We start from the raw sequence: 2,258 nt of genomic DNA, 5'->3' as shown, positions 1-2,258 counted from the left end.
ACAGCGCGTCCGCATTCGCCCGCGCCCTGTCTTCCCACTGCTGCTGGTCGTCCATCCGCCATACCGTCCGCACCCACCCTTTGGCCGGAGCCATCGGCCACACGAAGGAGCGTTCATCCGTCGGCGCATAGTGGTTTCGCAGGAAAACCTCACCTGATGAAGGATTCACCCACAGGCTCAGGTCAGAGTCGATGTTCCAGTTCGCTGAACAGTGCAGGTAACGCCCGATGGTCCGCATATCCTCTGCAGTAAAGCCCTCAGGCTCTACGCCCAACCGGACTGCGCGCCCCTGTGCTATCGCTTTCTCACACAGGAGAACCAGCTCAGCAGGAAGTGTTGTATCTGGGTTTTGCGGGTCAATATCCCCGAAAATAACCCCGGCGTCCTGTGCCGCATCGAGCATCACGCGCATGCTCACCTTTTCCCAGTCGTTCGGCACCGCCCGGCGAGTCATAAATACCGCCGCGCCGGATTTCTTGTCAAAAATAAACGCCCGTGCCTTATCCCGGTTAACCAGTGGCCACGAAATCATTTTCGTCTCCACCTCACCATGCGGCATCAGGTACTTCAGCGCCGGCAGCGAATATAGCGTCTGACGCATCTTCTCCGCCTTACGGTATACTGCCGTCTGCATTTCATCCGAGCTTTCCGGTATCACTTCAAAGTCCGGCATCGTCAGCAGGGATATTTCATCCTCTCCCGCGTTGTAGCCTCCGCCGATATCCGAGTGCGCACCCGGCAGCGCCAGTTCCGGCCACATCCCCGCTATGCTGTTCAGGCTGAAGTTATATCTGCACTCGTGCATTGCGCTTATCTGAAACACCTTCTGCGCCACCGAGGGACGCAGTTCGAGGTTGACGCCGGGGTTGCTGCGCCCGTTGATGCCGTAGAAGTTCAGCAAACTCCCGATGGCCGCCACCGTGTCAAACAGTCCCAGAAAGCGTACCTCTCCCGCCGCTTTTCCATGGTGCCCTGTCAGGTCTAATCCTTTATCTATCGCCACCGCTATCTCCGCGTCCTGGTTCATCACCCGGTTGGCGAAGTGCCGCGCTGCCGCTGCTCCGCGGCTGAAACCGAACACGTCAAACTGCACCTTCGCAATCGCCACTTTGTCACGGTTGAGTTTGATAAAACGGGTCAGCTCTGCGCTGATTTTGTCAAGCGCCTCATCTGTTTTCGTCACCACCCCTTCAAACTGCCGGATAAGGCTGCTGCCCAGCGCCGCTCCCAGCATAGAATCGCTTTCACCGTCCGCCATCCCGATGCCGCTGACGTAGATTTTTACCTGCGCCTCTGTCTCACTGTCGTTGAGTTCATCACTAGGCTGATAAAGGTCAAACAGCCGCGAAATATTAGTGATGCCGCCCTGCCAGCTGGCGTTCCCCAACCCTGCTCTGGCATGCTTTTCATACTTCTCGCACGCCCTGGCACGATCCTCGCCGACCAGACCAGCGCAGTGGGCATATGCCAGCCGCAGATCGTCTGAATTCGCCCGGTTGTTCCCCGTGCCGTCAAAGAAGACACCTACGGTCAGCGTGATCCCCCTGACTGGCACCCGTCGGCAATGGACGACTTTTTCTGTGCAGTGAATACTGGTTCGGTGGGTATTGTCTCCAATAATTTCATACCGGTAATAGCGGGTATCTTCCGGCGCAGCCTTCTCGTTTGTGCCCATGGAAAGTCCTTTTAATTTCGCGGGTTAATAATTATCGCATCTTACCTTAACTAAAATCAGCGTTCTATCTTCGATTTCTTCCACCAAGAAGAACCACTAAAACAAGGATATAAGTAGTGATAACGTTAATAAGAATGCCGTTCGCGTCCTCTTATAGGCTCATAGCTTCGCGAGAGTAATTGAGTCCATGTCTTCGCAATTCGGTTCTTATGAACAGTATGGAGTAACGTTTCAAGACAATAAATTTTCAGTTGACCGTCAGTTGCGGTTGGCGATGAATCTTTGCGCTGCATGGTTAAACTGAATCATTTGAGAAATATTAAAAAGACAAAGTGGGTTCAAGGACTAAAGCCATTATTTCATATTTGCTGATATTTAAATAAAACTTCTTATAAGTCTTTAGATAATCATATAATGAAAAAGTCCCCCCCCTGGATAATTGAATGTCCATCAAATAAAATCAACGGCAAAATCAATAACTTATAAAAAACTGATTTTCTGCCTATTTAAATCACATCTAAGATTAAGTGTTGTAGTAGCATTTTCCTTAAGAAATATCCACTCGATGTATGATTAATATTAG

Annotated in this window: 1 protein-coding gene; it reads right to left on the bottom strand. The window is 51.3% G+C overall.

The window, feature by feature from the left end:
* A partial coding sequence (locus C5687_RS23955) for a T6SS phospholipase effector Tle1-like catalytic domain-containing protein (RefSeq protein ID WP_104558206.1) occupies nt 1-1,675 on the bottom strand: 1,675 nt, incomplete at its 3' end.
* Nucleotides 1,676-2,258: the final 583 nt, after the last annotated feature.

Source organism: Enterobacter sichuanensis (assembly GCF_002939185.1).
Taxonomy (GTDB): Bacteria; Pseudomonadota; Gammaproteobacteria; order Enterobacterales; family Enterobacteriaceae; genus Enterobacter; species Enterobacter sichuanensis.
Note: the sequence above shows the minus strand (reverse complement) of the source record. Positions and strands in the feature narration are given on the sequence as shown.